At 75.0% G+C, this 24,494-nt stretch carries 22 protein-coding genes; 9 read left to right on the forward strand and 13 right to left on the reverse strand.

What is annotated here, in order from left to right; translation table 11 throughout:
• Positions 1–98: 98 nt before the first annotated feature.
• Entirely contained in the window at positions 99–788 is a 690-nt protein-coding gene (locus AC4OR8_RS12925; RefSeq protein WP_492165963.1) for a hypothetical protein, read from the forward strand.
• Between the two features lie 127 nt (positions 789–915).
• Positions 916–1,662, forward strand: a complete 747-nt coding sequence (locus AC4OR8_RS12930; protein WP_492165964.1) for a TetR/AcrR family transcriptional regulator C-terminal domain-containing protein — start codon at positions 916–918, stop codon at positions 1,660–1,662.
• Positions 1,663–1,670: 8 nt separating this feature from the next.
• Here AC4OR8_RS12930 and AC4OR8_RS12935 read toward each other — a convergent pair whose 3' ends face one another.
• From AC4OR8_RS12935 to AC4OR8_RS12950, 4 genes are all read right to left on the reverse strand, one after another.
• On the reverse strand, positions 1,671–2,342 hold the full coding sequence (locus AC4OR8_RS12935) for a VOC family protein (RefSeq protein WP_492165965.1): 672 nt from the start codon (positions 2,340–2,342) through the stop codon (positions 1,671–1,673).
• A gap of 54 nt (positions 2,343–2,396) precedes the next feature.
• Entirely contained in the window at positions 2,397–5,696 is a 3,300-nt protein-coding gene (ileS, locus tag AC4OR8_RS12940; RefSeq protein ID WP_492165966.1) for an isoleucine--tRNA ligase, read from the reverse strand.
• Between the two features lie 323 nt (positions 5,697–6,019).
• Positions 6,020–7,981, reverse strand: coding sequence for a M1 family metallopeptidase (locus tag AC4OR8_RS12945; protein ID WP_492165967.1), 1,962 nt, complete (start codon positions 7,979–7,981; stop codon positions 6,020–6,022).
• 158 nt (positions 7,982–8,139) lie between these two features.
• A complete protein-coding gene (locus AC4OR8_RS12950; protein ID WP_492165968.1) occupies positions 8,140–8,427 on the reverse strand; it encodes a DUF1905 domain-containing protein in 288 nt (95 codons plus the stop codon).
• Between the two features lie 124 nt (positions 8,428–8,551).
• On the opposite strand from AC4OR8_RS12950, the gene dapD reads away from it, so the two are divergent.
• Positions 8,552–9,508 (forward strand): 2,3,4,5-tetrahydropyridine-2,6-dicarboxylate N-succinyltransferase, encoded by a 957-nt coding sequence (dapD, locus tag AC4OR8_RS12955; protein ID WP_492165969.1) that lies wholly within the window; start codon positions 8,552–8,554, stop codon positions 9,506–9,508.
• A gap of 193 nt (positions 9,509–9,701) precedes the next feature.
• Entirely contained in the window at positions 9,702–10,670 is a 969-nt protein-coding gene (locus tag AC4OR8_RS12960) for a VldE C-terminal domain-containing protein (protein ID WP_492165970.1), read from the forward strand.
• A gap of 60 nt (positions 10,671–10,730) precedes the next feature.
• On the opposite strand, the gene AC4OR8_RS12965 is transcribed toward AC4OR8_RS12960, so the two are convergent.
• On the reverse strand, positions 10,731–12,854 hold the full coding sequence (locus AC4OR8_RS12965) for a hypothetical protein (protein WP_492165971.1): 2,124 nt from the start codon (positions 12,852–12,854) through the stop codon (positions 10,731–10,733).
• Between the two features lie 65 nt (positions 12,855–12,919).
• Here AC4OR8_RS12965 and AC4OR8_RS12970 point away from each other — a divergent pair, with 65 nt between their 5' ends.
• Positions 12,920–13,303: a cupin domain-containing protein gene (locus tag AC4OR8_RS12970; RefSeq protein ID WP_492165972.1), complete on the forward strand. Its 384-nt coding sequence runs from the start codon at positions 12,920–12,922 to the stop codon at positions 13,301–13,303.
• Between the two features lie 65 nt (positions 13,304–13,368).
• Here AC4OR8_RS12970 and dapC read toward each other — a convergent pair whose 3' ends face one another.
• Positions 13,369–14,496: a succinyldiaminopimelate transaminase gene (gene dapC, locus AC4OR8_RS12975; RefSeq protein WP_492166424.1), complete on the reverse strand. Its 1,128-nt coding sequence runs from the start codon at positions 14,494–14,496 to the stop codon at positions 13,369–13,371.
• Positions 14,493–14,819 carry a ferredoxin gene (gene fdxA, locus AC4OR8_RS12980; protein WP_492165973.1) on the reverse strand — a complete coding sequence of 109 codons (327 nt, stop codon included), beginning with the start codon at positions 14,817–14,819 and terminating at the stop codon, positions 14,493–14,495. Before fdxA ends, dapC begins: the two co-directional genes overlap by 4 nt.
• A gap of 74 nt (positions 14,820–14,893) precedes the next feature.
• On the opposite strand from fdxA, the gene AC4OR8_RS12985 reads away from it, so the two are divergent.
• Positions 14,894–15,868, forward strand: coding sequence for a GNAT family N-acetyltransferase (locus tag AC4OR8_RS12985; protein WP_492165974.1), 975 nt, complete (start codon positions 14,894–14,896; stop codon positions 15,866–15,868).
• On the opposite strand, the gene AC4OR8_RS12990 is transcribed toward AC4OR8_RS12985, so the two are convergent.
• Genes AC4OR8_RS12990 through AC4OR8_RS13005 form a run of 4 tightly spaced genes read right to left on the reverse strand, consistent with a single transcriptional unit; the run spans position 15,846 to position 19,757 of the window.
• On the reverse strand, positions 15,846–17,594 hold the full coding sequence (locus tag AC4OR8_RS12990) for a VanW family protein (protein ID WP_492165975.1): 1,749 nt from the start codon (positions 17,592–17,594) through the stop codon (positions 15,846–15,848). The two genes, AC4OR8_RS12985 and AC4OR8_RS12990, sit on opposite strands and share 23 nt — an antisense overlap.
• Before the next feature lie 9 nt (positions 17,595–17,603).
• Positions 17,604–18,008 carry a hypothetical protein gene (locus AC4OR8_RS12995; protein ID WP_492165976.1) on the reverse strand — a complete coding sequence of 135 codons (405 nt, stop codon included), beginning with the start codon at positions 18,006–18,008 and terminating at the stop codon, positions 17,604–17,606.
• 41 nt (positions 18,009–18,049) lie between these two features.
• The gene (mshB, locus tag AC4OR8_RS13000) at positions 18,050–18,979 is read right to left on the reverse strand and encodes an N-acetyl-1-D-myo-inositol-2-amino-2-deoxy-alpha-D-glucopyranoside deacetylase (RefSeq protein ID WP_492165977.1); all 930 of its coding nucleotides are present in this window, start codon (positions 18,977–18,979) and stop codon (positions 18,050–18,052) included.
• Positions 18,980–19,031: 52 nt separating this feature from the next.
• Positions 19,032–19,757: a (deoxy)nucleoside triphosphate pyrophosphohydrolase gene (locus tag AC4OR8_RS13005; RefSeq protein ID WP_492165978.1), complete on the reverse strand. Its 726-nt coding sequence runs from the start codon at positions 19,755–19,757 to the stop codon at positions 19,032–19,034.
• A 154-nt stretch (positions 19,758–19,911) separates the two neighbouring features.
• On the opposite strand from AC4OR8_RS13005, the gene AC4OR8_RS13010 reads away from it, so the two are divergent.
• Positions 19,912–20,856: a DMT family transporter gene (locus AC4OR8_RS13010; RefSeq protein WP_492165979.1), complete on the forward strand. Its 945-nt coding sequence runs from the start codon at positions 19,912–19,914 to the stop codon at positions 20,854–20,856.
• The gene (locus tag AC4OR8_RS13015; RefSeq protein WP_492165980.1) at positions 20,853–21,902 is read left to right on the forward strand and encodes a hypothetical protein; all 1,050 of its coding nucleotides are present in this window, start codon (positions 20,853–20,855) and stop codon (positions 21,900–21,902) included. The genes AC4OR8_RS13010 and AC4OR8_RS13015 overlap by 4 nt, the downstream gene beginning before the upstream one ends.
• A gap of 453 nt (positions 21,903–22,355) precedes the next feature.
• Here AC4OR8_RS13015 and AC4OR8_RS13020 read toward each other — a convergent pair whose 3' ends face one another.
• Positions 22,356–23,180: a thioesterase family protein gene (locus AC4OR8_RS13020; protein ID WP_492165981.1), complete on the reverse strand. Its 825-nt coding sequence runs from the start codon at positions 23,178–23,180 to the stop codon at positions 22,356–22,358.
• Positions 23,181–23,219: 39 nt separating this feature from the next.
• Here AC4OR8_RS13020 and AC4OR8_RS13025 point away from each other — a divergent pair, with 39 nt between their 5' ends.
• Complete coding sequence (locus tag AC4OR8_RS13025) at positions 23,220–23,645, forward strand: YidH family protein (RefSeq protein ID WP_492165982.1); 426 nt, start codon at positions 23,220–23,222, stop codon at positions 23,643–23,645.
• Between the two features lie 18 nt (positions 23,646–23,663).
• Here the strand turns inward: AC4OR8_RS13025 and AC4OR8_RS13030 are convergent, their stop codons facing one another.
• Positions 23,664–24,323 (reverse strand): hypothetical protein, encoded by a 660-nt coding sequence (locus AC4OR8_RS13030; protein ID WP_492165983.1) that lies wholly within the window; start codon positions 24,321–24,323, stop codon positions 23,664–23,666.
• Positions 24,324–24,494 lie beyond the last annotated feature (171 nt).

Below are 24,494 nucleotides of genomic sequence, written 5' to 3' on the forward strand. Positions count from 1 at the left end.
GCGCCCAGCTCGTCGCGCCGACTTGACTTACAGCGTAAGTCGCCCTCACCGTTGCGCTTCCGCCCAACCAGGACGGATCCGACGAAAGCAGGCTGACCATGAGCACACCTCACCCCTCGGGCACGGACGACCGCGACCACCGCGACGACCACGCCCACCAGGACCACCAGGACCACCAGGACCACCAGGACCACCAGGACCACCAGGACCACACCACCCGCACCCGCAAGGACGTGCTCGAGCGCGAGAAGGAGCGCTTCGGCGGCGTCAAGCCGTTCGTCGCCTTCTTCGGCTGGCTCACCGCCACCGGCGTGGCCGTCCTGCTGACGGCGCTCGTCGCCGCGCTGGGCGCCGGGGTCGGCCTCGTCTCGAGCGCCTCCGAGGTGGCCAACAGCGTCGGCGCCGGTGGCCTGAGCTCGGAGGAGATCGGCTGGGGCGGCGTCGTGCTGGTGCTGGTCGTCGTGTTCCTGGCCTACCTGTGCGGCGGCTACGTCGCCGGCCGGATGGCCCGCTTCGACGGCGCCAAGCAGGGCATCGCGGTGTGGGCCTGGGCCGTCGTCGTCGCGGTCGTCGTGGCGGTGCTCGGTGCCGTGGCCGGCTCGCAGTACGACGTGCTCGGCGAGGTCAACGCCTTCCCGCGCATCCCGGTCGACGCCGGCGACCTGACGGTGCAGGCCGTGGTCGTGCTCGTCGGTGTCGCGGTGGCCAGCCTGGTCGGCGCCGTGCTCGGCGGCATCGCCGGCATGGGCTTCCACCGCCGCGTGGACCGCGTCGGCCTGGGTCGCTGAGCGACCCGGTGGAACCCGAGCGCCACCCCGGCGTCGGGCCCGGTGCCCGGGCCGCTCTCAGCGGCCCGGGCACCGGTGCGCGCGGGTACCTGGTTACGGTGGAGGTCCCCCCTCCCCAGGAGTCCCGATGACCGCCCCCACCGAGCCGGTGCTCCCCGACGCCGATGCGGCACTCGTCGCCGGCGAGGAGCCGCCGTCCGCGAGGGTGCGCCTCGACCGCGGCCGCATCGTGGGCGAGGCCCTGATGCTGCTCGACGAGATCGGGCCGGCCGGGCTGTCGATGCGCCGCCTCGGCAAGCGCCTCGGCGTCGAGGCCATGTCCCTCTACCGCTACGTCCCCGGGAAGGAGGACCTCCTGGACGCCATCGTCGACTCCCTCATCAGCAGCATGTACGCCGACGACGAGGTGCTGGACAGCCCCACCGACGGCTGGCAGGACTTCCTGCAGCGCCTGGCCCACGGGGTGCGTCGCGTCGCGCTGTCCCACCCGAAGGCCTTCCCCCTGGTCGCGTCGCGCCCGCCCGAGGCACCCTGGCTGCGCCCGCCGCTGCGCAGCCTCGACTGGGTCGAGTCGTTCCTGGCCGGGCTGGTCTCCGAGGGCTTCAGCGACGACGCCGCGGTCGCCGCCTACCGCGCGTTCACCAGCTTCCTGCTGGGCAACCTGCTGCTCGAGGTGGCGACCCACGGCGCCGACCTCGGCCCCCTGGACGTCCTCGACGACGGCGCCGAGGACGTCGTGGCGCTGCACGACCACCCGACGGTGGCCCGGCTGAAGCCCGAGCTGGCCCAGGACCACGCCGCGCACGAGTTCGAGGAGGCGCTCGAGCAGCTCCTCGACCGCATCGCGCTGATGCGCGTCGAGATGGCCGACTGAGCCCGGCCTCAGGCGGGGGCGAAGACGCAGAACTCGTTGCCCTCGGGATCGGCCAGCACGGTCCACCCCTCGGTGTCCCACAGTCGGGTGGCCCCGTGGTCGAGCAGCTCGTCGACGCGTCCCTCGACGTCCCAGTGCACCCGGTTCGGGACGGTGCGCGGCTCGGGGACGGGCGCGAAGTCGAGCGTCATCCGCTCGTCGACGGCCACCCGCTCCAGGGTCGGCTGGTCCTCGTACTGGGTCACCGGCTCCGCGCCGAGCACCTCGCCCCACCAGGCCGCCTGGGCGACCGGGTCGGCGCAGTCGACCACGACCCCGTGCAGCCGGTACGCCGGGAGCGCGTCGGGCGTGCGCACGAAGGCACAGAACTCGTTCCCCTCGGGGTCGGCCATCACGGTCCACCCGAAGCCGCTCTCCTCGGCGGGCAGCAGCACCCGCGCGCCGAGGGCCACCAGGTCGTCGACGGAGGCGGTGTCGACGTCGAGGTGGAGCCGGTTCTTCACCGTGTGGGGCCGGTCGACGGCGTTGACCCACACGGTGTGGCGCGGGGTCGGGCCGACCAGGTGCCGGTGGGTGAGGCCGCCGGCCTCGTGCAGGCCGCTCACCCCCGCCCAGAAGCGCGACTGGGCGGCGACGTCGACGGCGTCGACGCACAGGTCCTTCCACGTGGCCATCGGCATGGCGCCACCCTGGCACGACCCGCCGACGGTCGTCACCAGGGTGGCGCCCCGTCCTCAGGCCCGGGTGACCCGCACCTGCGCCTTCTCGCCCTCGCCGACGGTGACCGCGGCGGCGCCGTCGAGGCTGTCGTCGAGGCTGGCCACGACCTCCAGCGAGGTCGCCAGGGTCTCCCCGGTGACCAGGTCGGCGTGGGTGCGCGCGGCGGCGCGCACGGCCTCGCCACCCGCGACCTGCAGCGCGATGCGGTCGGAGACCTCCAGGCCGGCGTCGCGGCGGGCCTGCTGCACCGCGCGCACGAGGTCGCGGGCGAGGCCCTCGGCCGCCAGCTCGGCGGTGACCGCGGTGTCGAGCACCACGAAGCCACCGCCCGGCAGCAGCCCCACGGCGGTGGTGTCGTCGGCCGCGCCGGCCACGGTCTCCAGGGTGTACTCGCCCTCCACGAGCGCCAGCCCGCCCGCGGTGACGGTGCCGTCGTCGGCCACCGACCAGTCGCCCGACTTCGAGCCCTTGATCGCCACCTGCACCTCACGGCCCAGCCGCGGCCCGGCGGCCCGGGCGTTGACGGTGAGCTTCTGCGACACGCCGTAGGAGGCCGCCTCGGGCGCGTCGACGGCCAGCAGCCGCAGGTCCTTGACGTTCACCTCGTCGGCGACGATGGTCCCGAAGCCGGCCAGCGCGTCGGGGTCGGCGACGACGACGGTGAGCCCGGCCAGCGGCAGCCGGTTGCGCAGCTGGCCGGCCTTGCGCAGCGCGGAGGTGGCCGAGCAGATCTCCCGCACCTGGTCCATCGCCGTGACCAGGGCGTCGTCGGCCGGCAGCTCGTCGGCGTCGGGCCAGTCGGTCAGGTGCACCGAGCGCTCACCGGTCAGCCCGCGCCACACCTCCTCCGTGGTCAGCGGCAGCAGCGGCGCGGTGACCCGGCAGACGACCTCGAGCACCGTCCACAGGGTGTCGAAGGCCTCGGCGGAGGCGTCCCAGAAGCGCTCGCGCGAGCGGCGGATGTACCAGTTGGTGAGCACGTCGAGGAACGACCGGGTGATGTCGCAGGCCTCGGCGACGGCGTACTCGTCGAGCGCGGCGGTCATCTGCTCGACGTACTGCCGGGTCTTGGCCAGCAGGTAGCGGTCGAGGGGGTCGCTCGACGTGGTCGAGCGCACGGCGGCGTGGCCGCCGTCGCCGGCGGCGTTGGCGTAGAGCTGGAAGAAGTACCAGCTGTTCCACAGCGGCATCATCACCTGGCGCACGGAGTCGCGGATGCCCTGCTCGGTGACGACCAGGTTGCCGCCGCGCAGGATCGGGCTCGACATGAGGAACCAGCGCATCGCGTCGGCGCCGTCGCGGTCGAAGACCTCGCGCACGTCGGGGTAGTTGCGCAGCGACTTGCTCATCTTGTTGCCGTCGGAGCCGAGCACGATGCCGTGGCTGACGCACGCGGAGAACGCCGGCTTGTCGAACAGCGCGGTGGCCAGCACGTGCAGCGTGTAGAACCAGCCGCGGGTCTGGCCGATGTACTCCACGATGAAGTCGCCCGGGAAGTGCCCCTTGGTCGCGGCGGTGCCGTCGAACCAGTCGGCGTTCTCGAACGGGTAGTGCACCTGGGCGTAGCTCATCGAGCCCGAGTCGAACCACACGTCGAGCACGTCGGTGACGCGCCGCATCGTCGAGCGCTCGCCCTCCGGGCGCGGGTCGTCGGGGTTGGGGCGGGTGAGGTCGTCGACGTAGGGCCGGTGCAGGTCGGGCTCGCCGTCCCGGCCCAGCGGCAGCCGGCCGAAGTCGCGCTCGATCTCGGCGAACGAGCCGTAGACGTCGGTGCGGGGGTAGGCCGGGTCGTCGCTCTTCCACACCGGCACCGGGGAGCCCCAGAAGCGGTTGCGGGTGATCGACCAGTCGCGGGCGTTCTCCAGCCACCTGCCGAACTGGCCGTCCTGGATGTGCTCGGGCACCCAGCGGATCTGCTGGTTGAGCTCGAGCATCCGGTCCTTGACCGCGGTGACCTCGACGAACCACGACGAGACGCCCTTGTAGATGAGGGGCTCGCGGCAGCGCCAGCAGTGCGGGTAGGAGTGGTCGTAGGTCTCGCGGCGCAGCAGCACCGTGCCGGGGGTGACGGCGCCGGTGGGCTCCCCGTCGCCGCGGGTCGCGGCCCGGAGGTGGTCGATGACGTGCGGGTTGGCGTCGAAGACCTGCATGCCGGCGTACTCCGTGACCGGTGCGGTGAACCGCCCGTCCTTGCCCACCGGCATCACCGCCTCGATGCCCTCGCGGTCGGTGACCTCCTTGTCGACCTCACCGAAGGCGCCGGCGGTGTGCACCACGCCGGTGCCGTCGGTGGTGGTGACGGCGTCGTCGGCGGCGACCACGCGGAAGGCGTTGGTGTGCCCGGCGTAGTAGGAGAACGGCGGGTCGTAGGTGAGGCCGACGAGGTCGGCGCCCCGGTAGCGACCCACGACCTCGGGGTCCTCGCCCAGCTCGCGGGCGTAAGCCGGCAGCCGCGCCTCGGCGAGCAGGTAGCGGGCGGTCCGGTCGGTGCCGGGCACGGGCGCCTCGACGACGACGTAGTCGATGTCGGAGCCGACCATCACCGCGAGGTTGGACGGCAGGGTCCACGGCGTGGTGGTCCAGATCAGCACCTTCACGCCCGCGAGCTCGTCGTCGGGGCCGCGCCCGTGCAGCGGGTAGCCGACGGTGACGGCGGGGTCCTGACGGTTCTGGTAGACGTCGTCGTCCATCCGCAGCTCGTGGTTCGACAGCGGCGTCTCGTCGTTCCAGCAGTAGGGCAGCACGCGGAAGCCCTCGTAGACCAGGCCCTTGTCGTGCAGGCTCTTGAAGGCCCAGATCACCGACTCCATGTAGTCGGGGTTCATCGTGCGGTAGTCGTTGTCGAAGTCGACCCACCGTGCCTGGCGGGTGACGTAGTCGCGCCACTCGCCGGTGTAGGTCATCACCGAGGCGCGACACGCCTCGTTGAAGGCGTCGATGCCCATCTCGACGATCTCGTCTGTGGTCTTGATGCCGTTGAGGCGCATGGCCTCGAGCTCGGCGGGCAGGCCGTGGGTGTCCCAGCCGAAGCGCCGCTCGACGCGCTTGCCGCGCATCGTCTGGTAGCGCGGCACCAGGTCCTTGACGTAGCCGGTGAGCAGGTGGCCGTAGTGCGGCAGGCCGTTGGCGAACGGCGGACCGTCGTAGAACACGAACTCACCCGACCCGTCGGGCCCGGCCTCGCGCTGGTCGATGCTGGCCTGGAACGTCCCGTCGGCGGCCCAGTAGGCCAGCACACGCTCCTCGATCTCGGGGAAGCGCGGGGCGGAGGGGACGGCCTGGTGGCCGGTGGTGGAGACCTGGGGATAGGTCATCGGAGCGCTCCTGCGGGACGTCGGGTCGTGGGCCGGCCACGAGGACGACTCCCTGCCGGGGACCGCGGTACCACCTCGCTTGCCCGCTCCCCCGGTGGTGCGGGGCGCGAACCGCTCGATCACGGCTGTGACGGGCCTACCCGTCCGGGTCTAGTGAGGCCCGTGGTGCCGGGGCCCGTTCTTCCGGAGGCTCGCCGCTGATGACGGCTCGAACGCCTGTGGCCCCAGCGTAGCCAGCAGCGGGGGTGCCGGGCCAGCCAGGTGGGTGCGCCGACCGGCACCCCCCGCCGCCGGTGCGGCGAGGGGTGCCGGGACGAGGTGGGTCAGCGGGTGAAGCTGGACGGCACCACCGTGGGCTTGACGGTGCCGTAGAGCCACTGCTCGAAGTACGTCTCGAGCAGCGCCAGCCGCTCGCCGGTGAAGCCGCTGCGCTCGGTGGCGTAGGCGATGAACTCGCGCGTCGAGATGTTGTCGGCGGCGAAGTCGACCTGCAGGTCGCGGGCGAACTCGCGGAACGCACGGTCGCCCACGATCTGGCGGTAGCCCTCGATGGTCATGCCGCCGCGCACGTAGGTGGGGAAGTTGGCGAACAGGTTCTCCGGGTCGCCGTCGAGCGCGGCCGGGGCGATGCTCCAGTCGGTGGCGGGGTTGTCGTAGCGCGTCTGGAACTGCTGCGCCGGGCTGGTGGTGCCGCCGTTCTCCTCGTAGGTCCAGGCCCAGGTGGCCCACTGCGCCCAGCCCTCGTTGAACCAGATGTCGCTCCACGTCTGCAGGGTGACGTTGTTGCCGAACCACTGGTGCGCGAGCTCGTGGAGGTGGGTGCCGACGCCGACGTTCAAGGTGGCGTAGTGCGGCTTCGACTGCACCTCGAGGGCGTAGCCGACGCCGGTGGTGCGGTCGACGACCGCGCCGGTGGAGTCGAGGGGGTAGGAGCCGAACTCGCCGGCCAGCCAGTTCACCATCCCCTGCGTGCGACGCAGGGAGGTGTCGATCGCCAGGCTCTGCGCGGGGGTCGCGGTGAGGTCGACGGCGTTGAAGAACGGCAGGTCGCGCATCGCGACCTGCTCGCGCACCGTGCCCTCCGAGACCCGGAAGTCACCCACCGTGGCCGTGGTGAGGTAGGGCGCCGTCGGGCTGTCCTCGCTCCAGCTCCACGTGACGGTGCCGTCGGGGTTGGTGGCCACGGGCGCGGTCTGCTCACCGATGCCGATGGCCACCTTGCCGGCGGGCACGGTGATCGTGGTGTCGAACGACGCTTTGTCGGCGGGGTGGTTGTTGACGGGGAACCAGCTCTGCGCGCCGTTGGGCTCGTTGACGACGAACGCCCCGTCGCAGGTCGCGGTGCCGGTGGTGGCCGGGGTGTAGCACGCCGGGATCCAGCCCTCGAACGACTCGTCGACGTCGACGACCTTCTGCGGGGTGCCGGTGTAGGACACCGCCACGGTGAACTCCTCCCCCGCGGGCAGCGGCGTGGCGGGCACGACGACGAGCTTGGTGAGCTGGGTGACGGCCGCGGGGTCGCCCAGGGTCTCGGTGTCGGCGTAGGAGAACTGCGCGGGCTCGCCGTCGACCAGCACCTCGGCGACGTCGAAGCGCTGGAAGTCGAGACTGAGCTCGGAGAGGCCCTGGGTGGCGGTGGCCGTCATCGTGGTGGTGGTGCCGTCGAGGAACGCCTGGCCCTGCGGGGTGCCGTCACCGGGGGTGAACGAGAGCTCGACGTCGTAGTGCTCAGCGTCGTAGCCGCCGTTGCCGACCTGCGGGAACAGCGGGTCGCCCACGGTGCGCGCGCCCGGGGCGTAGGCGACCACGTCGGTGGTGCGGCGGGCCACCTCGCAGCGCTGCGCCCCGCTCAGGCCGCGGCGCTTCACGCAGGCCACCACGTGGTAGGTGCCGGCGGTGACCCCGTCGGGCACGGCGCCGGAGACCGGGATCCGCTTGCCGGTGCGCTTGGCCAGGCGCAGCGGGGCACGTCCGAGGAGGTGCTCGCCGGGGCGGGCCTCGTCGTCGGTGCTGAGGTAGACCCGGACGCTGCCGTCGGTGGGGCGGCTGCCCACGTTGCGCACCCGCACCGAGGTGTCGACCGCCTGGCCCTCGCTGACGCTGGCGGGCAGGGCGACCAGGCTGACCACGGTGAGGTCGGGGCGGGCGGCGGCCGCGCTCGCGGGGGCCGCGAGGAGACCGGCGGTCACCGCGCCGGTCGCGAGGGCGACGGCGGTGACCACGCCGGCTCGGCGGGCGGTGCTGAGCGTGGAACTGGTGGTGGTGCGGGAGGCACGGGGCGGCACGAGGGGGTCCCTTCGACGGCGGGGACCACGCCCCCGGGTGCTCGGACGCTAACCCGCGCCGCCGGCACCTGGACCCCGTACGGCGCAACCGCAACCACTTCGCGACCTCCCGGTCACCTGCGGTGCCGGCCAGGGGGGAGGGCCCGCGCGCCGGCGGGTCAGGGCCCGACGGTGAGCGCGACCTCCACGACGTCGCCCACCTCGACGCCCTCGGCGCGGCGTGCGGCGACCTTCAGCGGCACGACGTACCCGCCGTCCTTGGGCCACAGCGACGTCGTCCAGGTGGTGGTGCCGAGGCGCACGGTCACCGGCACCATCCCCCAGCCGTAGGTGACCGCGGCGCCGACGTCGGCGACCACCGCGCAGTCGTCGGGGGGCACGCTCACGAAGACGTACGGCGCCGGCCCGCGCCACGACCACACCTCGCCGGCGAAGGTCAGCTCCACGCCGCGAGCATAGGACGGCCCGGGCCTCCGGGTCAGCCCTCGTGGGCCCACCACCCGACCACCACCCGACCACCCCGGACCCGCCCGGCGGGGGCCTGGGCCGGCCCGCCCTAGGGTGGAGGCCGTGACCACTGCTCCCGCTGCCCCGACCCGTGCCTGGGCCCACGGCCTGGCCACCGTCACCACCACCGGCACCGTGCTCGACGTGTGGTTCCCCTCCCCCGCGCTGGGCGCGGCCCCCGACGGCGCCGAGGCCCCCTCGGAGCTGTCCGACCTCGTCGGCAGCGACCACGCCCGCGGCGTGCGCCGCGAGCTGCGGCTCGTGGAGGTCGACGACCTGCAGGCCGCCCCGACGTCCACCGAGGACGTGTGGCTGCGCCTCCACCTGCTGTCCTCGCGGCTGGTGCGCCCCCACGACATCTCGATGCAGGGGGTCTTCGGGCTGCTGACCAACGTGGTGTGGACCTCCGCCGGCCCGTGCGCGGTGGAGGGCTTCGAGCTCACCCGCGCCCGGCTGAAGACCCACGGCCAGCACGTCACGGTGCACGGCGTCGACAAGTTCCCGCGGCTGGTCGACTACGTCGTGCCGAGCGGCGTGCGCATCGCCGACGCCGACCGCGTGCGCCTCGGCGCCCATCTCGCCGAGGGCACCACCGTCATGCACGAGGGCTTCGTGAACTTCAACGCCGGCACGCTCGGCGCCAGCATGGTGGAGGGCCGCATCTCCGCCGGCGTCGTGGTCGGCGACGGCTCCGACATCGGTGGTGGCGCCTCCATCATGGGCACCCTGTCCGGCGGCGGCAGCCAGGTGATCTCGCTGGGCGAGCGCTGCCTGCTCGGCGCCAACGCCGGCATCGGCATCTCGCTCGGTGACGACTGCGTGGTCGAGGCCGGCTGCTACGTCACCGCTGGCACCAAGCTCACCGTCCTCGGCGAGGGCGAGCCCCGGGTCGCCAAGGCCGTCGAGCTCTCGGGCGCCAGCAACGTGCTGTTCCGCCGCAACTCCGTCACCGGCGCCGTCGAGGCGCTCCCCCGCACCGGCTCCGGCATCGCCCTCAACGCCGACCTGCACGCCAACTGAGTCCCCCTCGCCCGGTCGCCGGGGCCGGCCGCCGGGCGATTTCCCCGGCCGGCCGGGGAAACTGCCTCTGGGTGGCTGAAATTTCGGCCACCATGAGGCAGTGTCCCCGCTCGAGCGGGGAAACGGCCCGCCCCGCGACCCAGCCCACCCCGGCTCTCAGGGTGCTCTTGGGCGGGTCGACCAGACTGGCGACATGAAGACCACCGTGCTGACCACGGCGGTCACCGTGGCGGCGCTGGGGGTCGCGGGGGCCGTCGGGTACGGCGTCTACCGCGAGGTGGCGCCGGCCCTCGACGGGCGCGGCTGCGTGGTCGAGGTCGACGGCCGCAGCGTCGAGCTCACCGCCGAGCAGGCCGAGAACGCCTCGCTCATCGTGGCGACCGCCGTACGCCGGGGGCTGCCGGCGCGGGCGGCGTCGATCGCCATCGCGACCGCCTACCAGGAGTCGAAGATCGTCAACCTCGACGGTGGCGACCGCGACTCGCGCGGGCTGTTCCAGCAGCGCCCGTCGCAGGGCTGGGGAACCGCGGCGCAGGTGCAGGACCCCACCTACGCGACCAACGCCTTCTACGACGAGCTCGTCGAGGTCGAGGGCTACGAGTCGATGGAGGTCACCGTGGCCGCGCAGGCGGTGCAGCGCTCGGCCTACCCCGACGCCTACGCCGACCACGAGGCCGACGCCCGCGTCGTCGCCTCCGCGCTCACCGGCAGCTCCCCGGCCGCGTTCACCTGCGAGGTCGACGACGACGTCGAGGAGGAGCCCGACGCGCTCCTCGACGTCGGCCTCACCGCCCGCGCCGACGCCGTGCGCCGCGACGTGGTGTCGGTCTTCGGGCGCCAGTCGCTGGGCGGCTACGCCCCCGGCGGGGTGTCCAGCGGCCACATGGAGGGCTCGGCCCACTACGACGGCCGCGCCGTCGACGTGTTCTTCCGACCCGTGTCGCCGGCGAGCCGCACCCGCGGCTGGGCGGTCGCGCAGTACCTGGTGGCCCACGCCGAGCGCCTCGATGTCACCACCGTCATCTTCGACGACACGATCTGGACCGCACGCCGCTCCGACGAGGGCTGGCGCGACTACTCCGTCGACACCTCCGGCGTCGCCCCCGAGACCGCGGCGGTGCTCGAGCACCGCGACCACGTGCACGTCGACGTCGCCGACTGACCGCCGACTGACCGCCGACCGACCGCAGGCGGCGGCCAGCGGTCGGTCGGCGGGCGCGGCTCAGCCGGGGTCGCGCAGCACCCACCGCACCGGCGTGGGCGGGTCGGGCCGGTAGCAGCAGTAGGTGCCGGTGCGCACGGTGCGGTCGAGGTGGGCCCCGAGCTCGGGTTGCTGCTCGGTGAGGCGGCGCAGGGCGTAGCGCACCGAGCGGGCGACGCTGGTGCGGGCCCGCTCGGTGCTGCTCCCGGTGGTGCGCGCGCGGCCGCCGAGCCCCACCGCGGAGGCCAGCTCGGCGACCAGGTAGTCGCGGTCGCGCTGGGCCAGCGCCACCCGTCCGAGGTCGCCGTCGCGGGTCGCGTCCTCGATGTCCTCCTCCACCTCGCGCAGGCGCCGGGCGTACGCCGCGCGGGCCTGCTCGTCGATCACCGCCAGGCCCGCGTCGGGCCCGCGGCCGACCCGCGCTCCACCCCCGGCCGGCCCGAGGTCGTCCGCGGCGGCTCGGGGACGGGCGCCGGGCAGCGCGTGGTGCTCGACCCCCACCAGGTCGAGCACGTGCAGCTCGCGCCCGGGGTCGCCCAGCAGCCGCTCGACGTAGCGCAGTCCGACCAGGTCGGGCACGGTGACCTCGCCTCCGGCGAGCCCGACCAGGCGGGTCGCCCCGCGCCGGGCGAACGACGCGGTGAGCGCCCGTGTCGGCGCAGGGCCCGCAGGCCGCGTCGGCGTCCCGAGCAGCCGCGCCACCTCGGCGGCCCGGAGCACCGCGCCGTACGCCGCCAGCGCGGCGTGGGCCGCCCGCCACTCCAGTCGGGCGCGGTCGGGGTGCCCGGAGGCCACGTGGGCGTGGCCGAGCACCACCCGCGCGCAGGCGCTCTCGTAGGGCGCCCCCATCTCGGTCCAGGCCGCCACCGCCTCGTCGGCGGCCTCGACCGCGGTGCCCGGCCCCCCGGCACCGCCCTCCAGCAGGGCGGCCCGCGCCTCGGCGAGGCGCGCACCGGCGCGCAGCCCCGGACCGGGGTAGGCGCGAGCGACCACGGCCAGGGCGTCGGCGGCCCGGCGCGCCGTCACCGCGTCACCGGCCGCGGCGGCGATCTCGGCCTGGGCCTCCAGCATCGGCGCCGTGCGCAGGGCGGTGAAGGGCGGACGCTCCTTCGACGGCATCTCGACGGGGTGCGCGATCGCCTCCGCGACCAGGGCGGCCGCGGTGTCGACGTCGCCCTGGGCCAGGCGCACCAGCGCGAGCCCCGGGTAGGGGCACCACGCGTGCCGGTGGGCCTCGAGGTACGCCTCCTCGGCGCCCACCAGGTCGCCCTTGCGCAGGCGGACGTTGCCGAGCTCGGCCAGCGGCCAGCCGAACTCGCGCCGCATCCAGGGGCGCAGGTCGGCGCACGCGGCCAGCGCCTCCTCCTCGGCGCGGTCGCACGGGCCGGTGACCCGCAGGATCTCGGCGCGGTGCACGCGGCAGCGGCCGTGGATGCCGCCGACGGCGTTGCCGCGGCCCCAGGCCTCCATCACGTCGGTCCACTCGCGAGCCCGGTCGTGGCGCCCCAGCCACTGCGCGGCGCAGACGAGCTCGCAGTACATCATCCCGGTCGTCAGGGGGTCGACGTCGCCGTTCATCAGCTCCACCGCGACGTCGTCGAGCAGCGCCAGCCCCTCCTCCACCTCCCCGTCGGCGATGCGCAGCCGCGCCAGGGCCGTGCGGCCGATGACGACGGCGGGCACGACGCCGAGGCGGCCGCCGAGCTCGACGGCCCGCTCTGCGTGCCGACGCGAGCCCTCGGCGTCGCCGCACATGAACCGCTCGTAGCAGCGGGTGAGCGCCACCAGCGCGTGCGCCGGCGCCTCGGCGAGGTCGTCGCCGACCGGGGCCTCCAGCAGCCGCTCGGAGCGCCGCAGCCAGCCGCGCACCGGCGCCATCAGCCCGGTGTCCATCATCAGGTACATCGCGATCATCGCCGCGGCCCACGCCGCGTCGGTGCGGTCCCCCGTCGCCTCGGCCAGCGCGAACCGGTCCTCCCACGCCCCGACCGCGCCCTCGAGGTCGCCCGTGGCGTACGCCGCCTGCGCCCGCACCTCCAGACCGGCCGCGGTCGCGGCCGCCGCCGGTGCCCGCGCGAGCTCCTCGAGCGCGCAGGGCCAGTCACCGCGCTCGAGAGCCGCCCGTGCGGCGTGGAGACCGCTCACTGTCGCAGTGTGACACCGATTGTCACGCCGAGAGGGTGACAGCAACCCCTGCGGAAGGACCCGCCATGCACCTGCCCCTGCACGACATCCCCGTCAAGATCGACGTCCCGGGCGCCGTCGCCCGTCAGCTCCCCGACTTCGGCGAGGCCAGCGGAACGCTGGGCGCGGAGTACTTCAGCCTGGGCGCCGGCACCGACATCGCCCCGCTGCTGCAGGGCCTCGAGGGCGACTCCTGCCACTCCCCCCACTGGGGCCACCTGGTCTCCGGCACCGTGGTGGTCAGCTACCGCGACGGCACCAGCGAGACCTGCCGCGGCGGCGAGGTCTTCCACTGGCCCGCAGGCCACACCGTGCGGGTGGAGGACGACGCCGAGATCGTCCTGTTCAGCCCGCAGGTCGAGCACCTGGCGGTGATGGAGCACATGCTGCGCGGCCTCGCCCGGGCCTGACCTCGGACGCCGACACCGCCCGCCGGCGTGCTGCCGGCGTGCCGCGGCGGGCTGCGGCGGGCGGGTCAGCGGGCGGTCAGGCGCTCCACGGCGGCGTCGACCCGCTCGTCGGTGGCGGTGAAGGCGACCCGCACGTGGCGGGAGCCGGCTGCGCCGTAGAAGGCGCCGGGCGCGACGAGCACGCCGCGCTCGGCCAGCCAGGAGACGGTGGTCCAGCAGTCCTCGTCGCGGGTCGCCCACAGGTAGAGCGACGCCTCGGAGTGGTCGATGCGGAAGCCCGCCACCTGCAGGGCCTCGCGCAGCCGGGCGCGCCGGGCGGCGTACACGGCGTGCTGGGCGACGACGTGGGCGTCGTCGTCGAGGGCGGCGGCCATCGCGGCCTGCACCGGGCCGGGCACCATCAGCCCGAGGTTCTTGCGCACCGCGAGCAGCTCGGCGACCACCGCTGCGTCACCGGCGACGAACGCCGCACGGTAGCCGGCCAGGTTGGAGCGCTTCGAGAGCGAGTGCACCGCGAGCAGGCCCTCGGTGGAGCCCCCGCAGACGTCGGGGTGGAGCACCGAGACGGGGCGGGCGTCCCAGGCGCACTCGAGGTAGCACTCGTCGGAGACGAGCAGCGTGCCGCGCTCGCGGCACCACGCCACGACCTTGCGCAGGTGCTCGGGCGGGAGCACCCGGCCCGAGGGGTTGGCCGGCGAGTTCAGCCACAGCAGCGCCGGCACCTCGGGGCCCAGCGAGGTCAGCGAGTCGGTGGCCACCGCCCGGGCACCCGCGAGCGCGGCGCCCACCTCGTAGGTGGGGTAGGCCAGCTCGGGGTGGACGACCAGGTCGCCCGCACCGAGACCGAGGTGCGTCGGCATCGCGCCGATCAGCTCCTTCGAGCCGATCGCCGGCAGCACCTGGTGCAGGCCCAGCCCGGTCACGCCGTGACGGCGCGCCATCCAGTCGAGGGCGGCCTGGCGGGTGCGCTCGAGGCCGATCGTCGTGGGGTAGCCCGGGGAGTCGGACGCCTCGGCGAGGGCGCGGCGCACGACGTCGGGCGTGGGGTCCACCGGCGTGCCGATCGACAGGTCGACGACACCGCCGGGGTGGGCGCGCGCCCGCGCCGCGTGGGTGGTGAGCGCGTCCCACGGGAAGTCGGGCAGGCGGGCGGAGACGGTGCCCCGCGCGCCGGACCCGGCGGCGGGGCTCAGGATTCCTGGTTCTGCGGCGGGAGGGCGGCCACGTACGGGTGGTCGAGGTCGATCACACCCATCTTCGCGGCGCCGCCGGGCGAGCCCAGGTCGTCGAAGAACTTCACGTTGGCGTCGTAGTAGTCCTTCCACTCCTCCGGGGTGTCGTCCTCGTAGAAGATCGCCTCGACCGGGCAGACCGGCTCGCACGCGCCGCAGTCGACGCACTCGTCGGGGTGGATGTAGAGCATCCGCTTGCCCTCGTAGATGCAGTCGACGGGGCACTCGTCCACACACGCGCGGTCCTTGACGTCGACGCACGGCTGGGCGATGACGTAGGTCATCAGGATCCTCCTGGGACTGCAGGTCCAGGCCGGGGGCCTGGGGGTGGTTGACTCCGACAGCCTAGTATCCCGGCGTGTCCGACGACCCCGCAGCCCACCGTCTGGGCCCCCACGTCGTCGGCACCCGCGTCGTGGTGCGCCGGGTGCTGCGCGGGCGCTCCGGGCCCACCGGGGGGCCAGCCCTCACCGACGTCCTCGGCACCTGCACGGCCTGGACCGCCACCACCTGCACCGTGCAGCCCGAGGACGGCCCGCCGGTGGTCGTCGAGCTGCGCGACCTGGTGTCGGGCAAGCCGGTGCCGCCGCGCCCCTCGGTGCGCCACCGGGTCTCGGCGCGCGCCGCGGAGGGCCGCACCCTCACGACGTTCCCCGACACCGAGCGCCACCCGCTCGGTGAGTGGGTGCTGCGCCACGACCCGCACCCCGCCGGGCGCCGCCACCGCCGCGCCGGCTCGTGCCTGGCGATGGGCGACCCCGGCCTCCCCCTCGCCGAGGCCGCGGCCGCGGTGGTCGACTTCTACGCCTCGCGCGGCCGTGACGTCCTCGCCCAGGTCGAGACCGACGGCGACGTCGAGACGGGCCTGCGCGCCCTGGGGTGGTCGCCGCTGCCCACCGGTGCGGTGGAGCACCGCCTGGGCTCGCTCGCCGCCGTACGCCGCCGGCGCCGCGGCGTGCGCCTCGGGGCGGGGCTCCAGGACGACCCGACCGCGACCGCCGCGCTGGTGACGCACGACGACGAGCGGGCCACCGCGGTCGTCGGCTCCCCCGGTGACCGGCTGGGCGAGGCCCACGGCGTGCTCGACGGTGACTGGCTCGGGCTGCACGGCATGCGGGTGGGCCCCGACCACCGCCGCCGCGGCCTCGCCGGGGCCCTGGTCGACGAGCTGCTCGAGTGGGGCGCCGAGCGCGGTGCCACCACGGTGTGGCTGCACGTGGAGGTGGACAACGCGCCGGCCCGGGCGTTCTACGACTCCCTCGCCCTGGCCGTGCACCACCACGCGCGCTACCTGGTGGCGCCGTCGGGCCTCACCTCGGGGGACGGCAGATGATGGTGTCGCTGGGGATGTAGTCGGTGTGGATCTTCTCCTCCCGCACCTGCTCCTGCTCCCCTGCGCGGCGGAAGTAGCGCCACACGTCGACCGAGAAGCCGGAGTAGCCGGTGTTCGGCAGGCAGTTCTCGGTGCTCAGCACCTGGGTGCCGGGGGCGGTGTAGGCGTAGCGCTCGCTGGTGCGGGTGGTGATGTCCCAGTAGTCGGTGGACCACATCGAGACCGTGAGCTCACCCTGCGACGACGGGGTGCTGGGGGTGAACTGGGTGTCGACGAGCACGCCGTGGGGCGTGTCGTTGCGGAACTGCAGGTCCACCGAGCCCCAGGCCACGGTGGCCTCGCGACCGACGGGGTAACGGTCGATGTAGACCGAGTGGGCCTTGTGCTCGACGTCCTCGAGGCCGGCGAAGAACGCGGCGTTGAAGGTGGTGGTGGCCATCTGGGAGACCCCGCCGCCGAGGTCCTCGACGAACACCCCGTCGCTGATGATGGTGCCGGTGGTGAAGCCGTTCTCGACCGTGCGCTCGCCGACGATGCCGTTGAGGGAGAACACCTCGTCGGGCACCAGCACGGTGCCGTCGACGATCTCCGCGGCCCGGCCGATGTTGACGTTGCGGTACTCCGCGTAGGGGAAGTACGTCGTGAACGTCGACACCTGCTCGCGGATGCCGAGGCGGCGCGCGTCGCGGGTGGTGACGTCGGGCTGCACGACCGTGCCGTCCACGTCGATCTCGCGCGCGCCGTCGGGCAGCGCCAGCACCTTGAGCAGCTGGTCGGCGACGGCCTCGGGCTCGAAGCCGAGGCCCGGTCGGCCCGGCACCACGCGGGGCCGGCCGTCGACGAGCTCCACCGTGGCGTCGACCGGCTCCTGGCTGCCGGTGGCGCCGCCCACCAGCTCGCCGAGGCGCCGGGCGTCGACGCGCGGCACCAGCTCGCCGTCCTCGGGCTCCATCGACAGGGCGCCCCGGAAGTCGGCCGGCTGCAGGCGCACCGGGGTGCCGTCGAAGCGCAGCAGCACCGAGGCGCTCACCGCGGGGTTGGCGAAGTCGTCGAGGGCGCGCTGCACGTCGCGGGCGTCGATGTCGGGGCGCACCGGCGTCGAGGCGAGGTCGACGGTGCGCGCGTCGCCCTGCTCGAGGTACGCCGCCACGAGCGCCTCCCGCGCGTCGTCGGCGTCGAGGGTGGCGCCCGGGCGGGGCGCGACGGTGCTGACGCCGCGGGGGCCGAAGGCCACCTCGCCGTCGACGGGGTCGCTGCCGGCGCGGGCGTCGAGGCGCTCCACCAGGGAGTCGAGGGCCTCGTCGTCGACCTCGACGACGGCGTCGAGGTCGTCGCCACCGGTGTAGTAGTCCCACAGCCGGCGCGGGTCCCAGGTGGCCTCGCCGCCCGCCGCCTCGACCGACGTCTGGTGGTCGACCGACAGCCCGGCGTCGGCGGGGCTCACCCGCAGCGGCTCGCCGCCGTCGACGCCCACGCGCAGCCAGCCGTCCTCGCGCTCGGCGAGGCCGCTCTCGAGGGCGGCCACCGCGTCGTCCTGGCTGCGTCCGCCGATGTCGACGCCGGCCACGGTGGTGCCGCGCGGCACGTTGTCACCCGCCGCGAGCGCCAGCGCGGCGTAGCCACCACCCGCGAGCGCGGCCAGCACGACCACGACGAGCGCGGCCACCTTGCCGCCGTTGCCGTCGCGGTCGGGGCGGGGCGGCTCGGCGTCGTCTCGCGGGTTCACCGGGCCATCCTAGGGACGGGCGGGCGCGCTGGCCGCCTCGACGCCGTCGGGAGCGGGACCGGGCCGCCCCCGCAGCAGCAGCGTCGTGACGTCGGCGACCAGCACGACCAGCACGCCCAGGCCGCAGGCCAGCAGCAGGTAGCCCCACCGGTCCTGGGCGACGACGTAGCTGCCGTCGGCCTGGGTCTGCAGGGCGTAGCCGACCAGTGCCGCCCAGCCCAGCGCCCACGCGGGGCGACCCCACCAGCGGCGCGGCAGGGCCAGCAGCGTCGCGACGACGGCCGGGACGGCGAGCAGCAGCCCCCACCACAGCGCGTGCACCGCCACCGTGGCGAGGCCGGTGAGCGCACCGAGCAGGAGCAGCACGAGCCCCGTCAGCGGGCCGGCCACCACCCCCGTCACCGGCCCCGTCACCGGCACCCCGTCCGCCCGCGCCGCACCCACCTCGGCCGCGCTCAGCCGTCGGTGGTGACGCCGGCGAACAGGTCGGTCTCGAGGCCGTCGTCGCCCACGGGGCCGAGCCGGCCCTTCACCAGGCGGTAGAACTCCAGGCCCCACGCGGCGCTGCCGACGTTGTTGGACAGCGCGAAGAACGGCCCGTCGGTGGTGATCTGGGTCGGGTAGGCCGTCAGCGCCGCCATCTTCTTCTCCACGTGGTCCTGGGCGTCGACGGCGCAGGAGAGATCGGCGTCGGGGGTGACGAAGTGCGGCAGCGGCCCGTCGGGGTCCATGCCCTCGAAGCTGGTGGTGTCGCCCGCGTCGCGCAGCGACCGGAGCCCGGCGCGCATCCGGCTCTCCGACATGGCGCCCCAGTAGATCTTCTCCACGTCCCAGGCCTCCCCGAGGTCACGGCGGTAGGACGGGACCGCGGCCAGCTGCGCGGCGTACATCGCGACGCGGTGGGCCTGGATGTGGTCGGGGTGGCCGTAGCCGCCGAACTCGTCGTAGGTGACCAGGACCTGCGGGCGCACCTCGCGCAGGACCTCGACCAGGAGCGTCGCGGCGGCGGTGAGGTCGGCGTTGGCGAAGGCGTTGTCGTGGACGTCGTCGGCAGCGATCGCGTAGCCGTCCTCGTGCCACTTCATGCCCGAGTCGCGGTAGTGCTGGAAGCCGCCGAGCCAGCGGTGGTCGGTGACGCCCAGCGCGGCGAGCGCGTCGGCGATCTCGCCACGGCGGTGCTCGCCGAGCCGGTCGTCCTTGTCGGCGGCGAGGTGCTCGAGCTCGGGCACCAGGATCTCGCCCATCTCACCGGCCGTGCAGGTCACCAGCGTGACCTGGCGGCCCTCGGCGACGTACTTGGCCATCGTGGCGCCCTGGCCGATGGACTCGTCGTCGGGATGGGCGTGGACGAGCAGCAGGCGGTGGCCGGCGGGGGTGGCGGTCATGGCGTGATCCTAGGGACGAGGTCGGACAGCGGGCGGTCGCTGCCCCAACACCTCAGCGCGGCCGTTTGATCCGCCGCGGCCGGTCGGGCAGCGGCAGGGGCGCGGCGGCACCGGCAGCCGGGGTCTGCGCGGCCGGGGACGACGGCGGCGCGGCGGCCGGCTCGTCGTCGAACCAGCCGTCGTGCTCGTCGGCCAGCACGTCGAGGACGAACGCGGGGGCGTCGCTGAGCACGGCCCAGGGCTGGTCCTCGTCGTCGTCCTCGCCGGCCAGCCGCTCGCGCACCACCTCGGCGTCGTAGCCGTCGGCGCGCAGCCGGCGCTCGACCGCGCGGGCGTCGTCGTCGGTGAACAGCACCACCCGGGCCCGGCGGGTGTCGGCGGCCCGCAGGACGTGGGTCAGCTCGGGCAGGAACGGCCGGTCGGGCTCGAGCCAGTCGAGGTCGGCGAGCTCGTCGGGGCCCACCCACACCAGCCGGTCGTGCTCGCGCGCCTCCGGCTCGCCGCGCACGACGCGGGCGGTCGCCACCCGCAGCGCGAGGGCGTCGCCCACCGGCACGCTGCCGCCGAGCCAGGCCACCACCTCCACCTCGCAGCCGAGCTCCTCGGCCACCTCGCGCTCCAGCGCGTCGGCGGGGGTCTCCCCCGGCTCGACCTTGCCGCCGGGCAGCTCCCAGCGGCCCGCGGCGGCGGGCGGCGCCGTACGACGGGCCGCGAGGACCCGACCGCCGCGCACGAGCGCGGCACCCACCACCAGCCGTCGTCCCGGGTCCTGGTCCACGCCCGGAGCCTAGGCGGTGACCTGGGTCGTGGTCGGCAGGGGCGGGTCGGGCAGGCTGGGGGCCATGGTGTCCCGGGGCGCAGGTCGCGCGACCCGGCCCGGGCGGTCCGCCGGCCGAGCGTCGGCCGGCACCGACGGGGAGCCGGCACGAGCCGTGCCCGTGCTCCCGGCGGCCGCGTTCGTGCTGGTGTGGTCCTCGGGCTACATCGCCGGCCCGCTCGGGGTGGCCGCGGTCGAGCCGATCAGCCTGCTCGGCATCCGGTTCGTGCTCGCCACCGCGCTGCTCGCCGCCTGGGCGCGCTGGCGTCGCGGGCCGCTGCGCCTGCCGCCCGGCGCGCTGTGGCGCCTGGCCGCGGTCGGGCTGACGATGAACGGCCTGCAGTTCGTGCTGATGTACCTCGCCTTCGACGTCGGCCTCGGCGCCACGCTCGGCGCGCTGATGCACTCGCTCTCGCCGGTGCTGACCGTGGTGCTCGCGGGCGTGCTGCTGCACGAGCCGGTCGGGCGGGTGCAGGTGGTGGGCCTGCTGGTCGGCGTGGCCGGGGTGCTGGTGATCCTGGGCCCCGACGTCGGCGAGGCCGGCGGTCCGCTCGGGGTCGCGCTCGCCGTGCTCAGCACCCTCAGCCTGTGCCTCGGCACCCTCGGCCAGCGCTGGACGGCGGGCACCGCCGCGGGCGCGATCGACCCGGTCTGGGCGGCCGTGGTGCAGTTCGGCGTCTGCGCCGTGCCGCTGGTGCTCCTCGGCCTGCTCGTCGAGGGCACCACGCCGGTGCACGACCCCGGGCGGGCCGTGCTGGTCGTGGTCTACCTCGCGGTGGTGAACTCGATCGTCGGGCTGCTCCTCCTCGGCGCGGTGGTGCGCCGCGGGGGTGCCGGCGCCTCGGCCAGCGTCTTCTTCCTGATGCCGCCGGTCACCGCGGTGATGGCCTGGCTGGCCTTCGGCGACACCCTCGACGTGCGCGAGCTGCTCGGCCTGGTCGTCACCGTCGTCGGCGTCGCCGTCGCCACCCGCTCCGCCGGCTCCGCGCGCGCTCGCCGCGCGACACCCCGTCCCGCCCCGCCCGACGAGACCGCCCACCGCCCCCCGGAGGACCTGTGACCGACCCCGCCCCCGACCTCTGGCTCACCCCCGGCCGCGACGCGGGCCCCGCCGTCGCCGCCCTCGCCGCGTCGTACGGCCCTGCCGTCGGCCTGGCCGGTCTGGTCGACGCCCTGCCCACGGCGGGACACCGCCTGCGGCGCCGGCTCGCCCCCGGCCTGGCCGCCCGCGAGGCCGTGACCTGGGAGGCCGCCGACCGGCGCGACCCGCGCTGGTGGCCCCAGGGCGTCACCTCGTCGGCCGACGCCCGGTTGGGCGAGCCCGCACCGGCGACGGGCCAGCGCCTGCTGCTGGTGAGCTGGTACGCCAAGGACCACGCCGGCTCGCGGGTCAGCGTGCTCGACCTCGACCGCCGGCGCTACGACCACGTGCTGCTCGTGCGCGCGCAGGCCGACGGGTCGTGGAAGCCGCTGGCCGTGCACGCCGGCGGCATCGCCTGGGTGGGCGACTGGCTCCACGTCGCAGCCACCGCCAAGGGGTTCTGGAGCGCCCGGGTCGACGACGTGGTGGAGGTGCCGCAGGCGCGCCGCGACGACACCTTCGGCCACCGGTGGGTGCTGCCGGTGCGCCGTGGTCACGCGGCCGGCTCGGGCGAGGGCACCACGCCACTGCGCTACTCCTTCCTCTCCGCGGCCGGCCCGGCCGCGGGCGCCGGGACCACCCTGGTGGCCGGGGAGTACGGACGCGGCGGGCAGACCCGCCGCCTGGTGCGCTTCGCCCTCGAGCCCGACGGGTCGCCGCGGGTCGGCGACGACGGCCTCGCGCGCCCGCTGTCGGTGCACGACACCGGGGTGCCCGGCATGCAGGGCGCCGTGCTGTCGCGCGGGCGCTGGCACCTCAGCACCTCCCACGGCCCCTGGACGCCGGGATCCGTGGTCACCGGCGACTCCCCCGACGGCGACACCCCCTGGCGCCGGCGACGCTGGGCCGCCCCGATGGGTCCCGAGGACCTCACCGTCTGGCCCGGCACCAGCCCCGCCCGCGACCGGCTCTGGACCGCCACCGAGCACCCCCGGCGCCGCTGGGTCACCGCCCTGCGGCCCTAGGCGTCGCGGCAGAGGTCTCGATACACCTCGTCGCTGGCGCTCCTCGGCACTCGACCACCGAAGACCCAGCACGGGTCCCTGCCTGGCTGATCGAGTAGCGAGCACGCCCCAGCTTCGTCGCTCGAGTAGCGAGCACGCCCCAGCTTCGTTGGTCGAGCAGCGAGCGCTCCGCAGCTTCGTTGGTCGAGTAGCGAGCGCCAGCGAGCGTATCGAGACCCGTCGCGGCGGAGGTCTCGATACACCTCGTCGCTGGCGCTCCTCGGCACTCGACCACCGAAGGCCCAGCACGGGTCCCCACCCGCCGGTCGGGCAGCGAGACCCGTCGCGGCAGCGGTCTCGATACACCTCGTCGCTGGCGCTCCTCGGCACTCGACCACCGACGATCCGGCACCGGTCCCCACCTGCCGGTCGAGTAGCGAGCGCCGTGAGCGTCTCGCGACCGCCGCGGCGGGGTCAGGCGGGGCGGGGCACCATGGCGAGCTGGCGGGCCTGGGCGACCAGCCGCCCGGCGGAGTCCCAGACCTCGCAGTCCTCCTCGAACATGCCGCCGGCGAGGTTGCGGGTGGCGTGGCGCACCTTGAGCCAGCCCGGCGCGGGCTTGGCCCGCACGTGGGCGGTGAGCTCGAGGGTGGGCGCCCAGCCCATCAGCCCGAGGTCGAAGGTGACCGGCGGCAGCGCGTCGACGACGAGCAGCAGCGACAGCGGGTCGGGCTCGCGGTCGTCGGGCAGCCGGAACCACGCGGCGATCTCGCCGCGCCCGCTCGGCTGACCGACCACCCAGCCGGCGCTCTGCGGCGCGAACCGCATGTCGAAGCGCTCCATCAGCGGCGCCATCGCCCGCACCTCGGGCGGCGCGTCGGTGTTGCGCCGGCACTCCTCGAGCGGCGGCAGCTCGGGCTCGACGGCGGTGGTGCGCACGTCGTCGACGTGGCGGTCGAGGTCGCCGTACGTCGCCAGCGTGGTGAGCCGGGTGACGCCGTCCTGGGCCAGGTCGGCGGCGACGGTGGCCACCCGTCCGCCGTCGCGCAGCACCCGCACGCTCGCCTCGGCCGGGCCGGCCACCGCGGCGGAGAGGTAGTAGGCGCTGATGACCAGCGGGTCGGGCTTGCCGCGCGCGGCCATCTCGGCGCGCACGGCGGTGCCGACGCACGCCAGCTGGTAGCCGCCGTTGAGCCCGCCGCCGACCCGCCACCCGCCGGCCAGGTCGAGGGCGTAGCGACCCTCGCCCCGGGGGGTCACGGCGGTCTGCAGGTCGAACTCGGAGGTCGCGGCGGTCACGGGCCGGACGCTACCGGGCCGGGCTGGCACGATGAGCACGTGCCCGACGACGCCCCTCCCCCGCCCGCCCCGTCGTCGGCCGCCCCGTCGTCGGCCGCCCCGTCGTCGACGGCCCGGCGACCGACCTGGGTGTACGGCACCGGCGAGGAGCCCGACCCGCGCTACGTGCTGGCCAACGAGCGCACGTTCCTGGCGTGGGTGCGCACGTCGCTGGCGCTGCTGGCCGGCGGGGTGGCGCTGTCGTCGCTCGGGGTGCCGGAGCAGCGCTCGGTGCGCGTCGTGCTGGTGCTGGCGCTGGTGCTCCTCGGCGGGCTGACCACCGCCCTGGCGCTGCGGCGCTGGGCCCGGGTGGAGCGCGCGATGCGCCGTGGGGAGCCGCTGCCGGCGTTCACCCTGGGCTGGGTGCTGGCCGCAGGCGTCGTCGCGGTCTCGCTGCTGCTCGCCGTCGTCCTGACCCTCGGGTGAGCGACCGGTCGGAGCAGGTCAGCCGGTGAGCTCGGCGCTCGCCATCACCGAGGCGATGCGGTCCTCCGCGAACGCCGCCGTGGTGCCCTCGTCGAACTCGAAGGCGATGTAGACCTGCGTGTCGCCGGTGGTCGTGCCGAAGGTGTCGTGGCGGGCGCCCAGGCCGGCCGGGCCGGCGATGTGCCACCAGCGCTGACCCACGAGCTCGACCGGGGGCTCGATCGTGGGCGGCGTCGGGTAGGGCGAGGAGTCGACCTGGATCTGCGCCTGCTCGCGCAGGGTGCTGCCGTACGACGGCACCTGCCCGATCGTGATGCCGCCCTGGCCGTCCTGGGGCAGCTCGACGAAGGCCAGGCTGTCACCCGCCGCGTCGACCTTCGCGCCCTCGGGCGTGGCGATGCGCAACCCCGTGACCTGCGCCGTCGGGCCGGTCGCCGGCTCGACCCCGTCCGTGGCCCCGGTGCTCGGCGCTCCCGTCCCGGACGGCTCGCCCGTCGACGCCGAGGCGCCGCCGGTGGGCTCCGTCGGCGACGGGTCGCCGGTGGCGGGCGACGCGGGCGACGAGTCCTCCGCGGGAGGCGGTGTCGGCTCGCCGGAGCCGCAGGCGGTCAGGCTCACCGCCAGCACCGTGCAGAGGGCTGACAGCAGGACGTGCCGGGTCCGAGGCGCGGTCGTCATGGCCACAGCGTGCCATGCCCGGCCCGTCGAGGTCGGCTCAGCCGGTGGCCTCGACGGCGATCGCTGGCGGGGTCTGCCGGGTCGGGCTCCGCCGGACCGCAGCCGCCCGGCACGAGCCGGAGCAGGAGCACCGAGGGGGTCAGCAGGTGGCGGGTCGCGGGGTGGAGGTGA

Source organism: Nocardioides sp. FY1077, from assembly GCF_058681775.1.